Below are 2,725 nucleotides of genomic sequence, written 5' to 3' on the forward strand. Positions count from 1 at the left end.
ATCCTAACCGCTTCGCCGGCGACATCCAGTTCTTCGTCTTGTCGCTGCGCTTCCTGCCGCCGGTGGCGGTGGCGATTCCGCTGATGGTGATCTGGCTGCAGGTCGGGTTCTACGACACGCTGCCGGCGCTGATCGTCACCTATTCGCAGCTCACCATCTCGGTGATCATGTGGCTCGCCATTCCGGCCTTCCAAAGCGTGCCGAAGGAGATCGAAGAAGCGGCCTTCGTCGACGGCTACGGCGCCTATTCGGTGTTCTGGCGCATCGCGCTGCCGGTCGCCGCGCGCTCGCTCGCCGGCGCCATCGCGTTCAGCTTCGTGCTGGTCTGGAACGAGTTCCTGATCGCGCTGATGCTGTCCAGCTCCAACGCCAAGACGCTGCCGATCGTCGCTTCGGAACTGTCGCAGCAAGGCATGAACGTGCCGTGGGGCATCCTCAACGCCTCGGTCGTGTTGCTGTCGCTGCCGCCGCTGCTGTTCCTCGGCGTGCTCAGCGGCTTCCTGAATTCCGTTTTCCGGCAAAAGAAGACTTGATGCGAGGATTACCCGATGCAGGCACTGGTACTTGAGAAAAAGGGCGAACTGTCGCTGCGCGAGATCGCGCTGCCGCTCGACGTCGGACCGGACGACGTCAGGATCGCCATTCACACCGTCGGCGTCTGCGGCAGCGACGTGCATTACTACACGCACGGCGCCATCGGCAGCTACATCGTGCGCCAGCCCATGGTGCTCGGCCATGAGGCGTCAGGCACGATCGTCGAGGTCGGCGCCAACGTCGCGAGCCTGAAGGTCGGCGACCGCGTCTGCATGGAGCCCGGCGTGCCGAACCTGTCGTCGCGCGCGACGAAGCTCGGCATCTACAATGTCGATCCGGACGTGCGTTTCTGGGCGACGCCGCCGGTGCATGGCGTGCTTGCGCCTTTCGCAGTGCATCCGGCGGCCTTCACCTACAGGCTGCCGGACAATGTCTCCTTCGCCGAAGGCGCCATGGTCGAGCCCTTCGCCATCGGCATGCAGGCAGCGGCGCGGGCGCGCATCGTGCCCGGCGATGTCGCCGTTGTCGTCGGCTGCGGTCCGATCGGCATCATGATCGCGCTTGCCGCATTGGCCGGCGGTTGCTCGAAGGTGCTGATCTCCGATTTCTCGGCGCCCAAGCTGAAGATCGCCGCGCAGTATCAAGGCATCATGCCGGTCAATATCGGCGAGCAGTCGCTGGTCGACGCCGTCGCGGCCGCGACCGGCGGTTGGGGCGCCGACATCGTATTCGAAGCCAGCGGCAACCCGAAGGCCTTCGCCAATTTGTTCGACATCGTGCGGCCAGGCGGCGCGGTGGTGCTGGTCGGACTGCCGGTGGAACCGGTCAGCCTCGACGTGCCGGCGGCGATCTCGAAGGAGGCGCGCATCGAGACGGTGTTCCGCTACGCCAACATCTTCGACCGCGCCCTGCAGTTGATCGCTTCCGGCAAGGTCGACCTCAAGCCGCTGATCACCGGCACCTATGATTTCTTAGACAGCATCAAGGCGTTCGAGCGGGCGGCGGCAGGCAAACCGCAGGACGTCAAGCTGCAGATCCTGCTTACCGGCGAGAAGGGCTGATCATGTCCGCAATCGTCTGCTCCCATGTCGACAAGGCCTATGGCGCAACCACCGTCATCCGCGACCTCAACCTCAGCATTGAGGAGCATGAATTCGTCGTGTTCCTGGGGCCGTCCGGCTGCGGCAAGTCCACGCTGCTCAGGATGCTCGCCGGGCTGGAGGACATCACTGGCGGCGAGGTGTCGATCGGCGGCAAGGTGGTCAACGACCTCGAGCCCGGCGACCGCGGCATCGCCATGGTGTTCCAGAACTACGCGCTCTATCCGCACATGACGATCTTCGACAACATCGCCTTCGGGCTCAGGCGACAGAAAGTGGCGGCGGCCGAGATCAGGAAACGGGTCGAGGCGGTTGCCAGCACGCTTGGGCTGGAACCCTATCTCGGCCGCAAGCCGACCGAGCTCTCCGGCGGCCAGCAGCAGCGCGTGGCAATCGCACGCGCGATGATCAAGACGCCCAAGGTGTTCCTGTTCGACGAGCCCCTGTCCAACCTCGATGCCAAGCTGCGCAATCACATGCGCATCGAGATCGCAAGGCTGCACCAGTCGTTGAAGACGACGACGGTCTACGTCACCCACGACCAGCTCGAGGCGATGACGCTGGCCGACCGCATCGTGCTGCTCAAGGACGGCGTCATCGAGCAGGTCGGCTCGCCAGCCGAGATCTATCGCCGGCCGGACAATCTGTTCGTGGCCGGCTTCATCGGCACGCCGAACATGAATTTCGTCGAGGTGGCGATCGGCCGGGCCGGAAATGGCTGGACGCTGACCGGCGCCGGAACGGTACTTTCAATAGACGGCTCGGGTTTCCATCTCCAGCACGGTGATCGCGCCATGCTCGGCATCCGGCCTCCCGACCTGAAGACGGCCGGCGCCGATGGCCGGAGCCTCTTGCAGGGCACCGCCGATCTCATCGAATTCCATGGTAACGACGCGCTGGTGACGTTCGGCTCTGGCGGCAGGGAGATCAGCGCGCTGGTGCCGGCCCGCGAATGCCCGGCCTTGCGCACGCCGGTCCGCTACACATTCGACGAGGAAAGCATCCACCTCTTCGACGCGACTTCGGGCGCATCGCTACGCAAGCCGGAACGAAACGGCAGCCTGCTCAGCTGATCGCGTCGAGCGCCTGCC

General features: G+C 64.7%; 3 protein-coding genes. All 3 read left to right on the forward strand.

The annotated features are described in order from the left end of the window. On the forward strand, window positions 1-533 hold a 533-nt coding region (locus EN745_RS33220; RefSeq protein ID WP_145992285.1), incomplete at its 5' end, for an ABC transporter permease subunit. A 15-nt stretch (window positions 534-548) separates the two neighbouring features. Next, window positions 549-1,595, forward strand: coding sequence for an NAD(P)-dependent alcohol dehydrogenase (locus tag EN745_RS33225; protein WP_126057032.1), 1,047 nt, complete (start codon window positions 549-551; stop codon window positions 1,593-1,595). A 2-nt stretch (window positions 1,596-1,597) separates the two neighbouring features. Next, window positions 1,598-2,707 carry a sn-glycerol-3-phosphate ABC transporter ATP-binding protein UgpC gene (ugpC, locus tag EN745_RS33230; RefSeq protein WP_126057033.1) on the forward strand — a complete coding sequence of 370 codons (1,110 nt, stop codon included), beginning with the start codon at window positions 1,598-1,600 and terminating at the stop codon, window positions 2,705-2,707. Window positions 2,708-2,725 lie beyond the last annotated feature (18 nt).

It is taken from the genome of Mesorhizobium sp. M4A.F.Ca.ET.022.05.2.1 (assembly GCF_003998845.1).
Classification (GTDB): Bacteria; Pseudomonadota; Alphaproteobacteria; order Rhizobiales; family Rhizobiaceae; genus Mesorhizobium.

Coding starts and splice junctions, on each gene's coding strand:
- EN745_RS33225 (WP_126057032.1), top strand. CDS start 549: ATGCAGGCACTGGTACTTGAGAAAAAGGGCGAACTGTCGCTGCGCGAG.
- ugpC (WP_126057033.1), top strand. CDS start 1,598: ATGTCCGCAATCGTCTGCTCCCATGTCGACAAGGCCTATGGCGCAACC.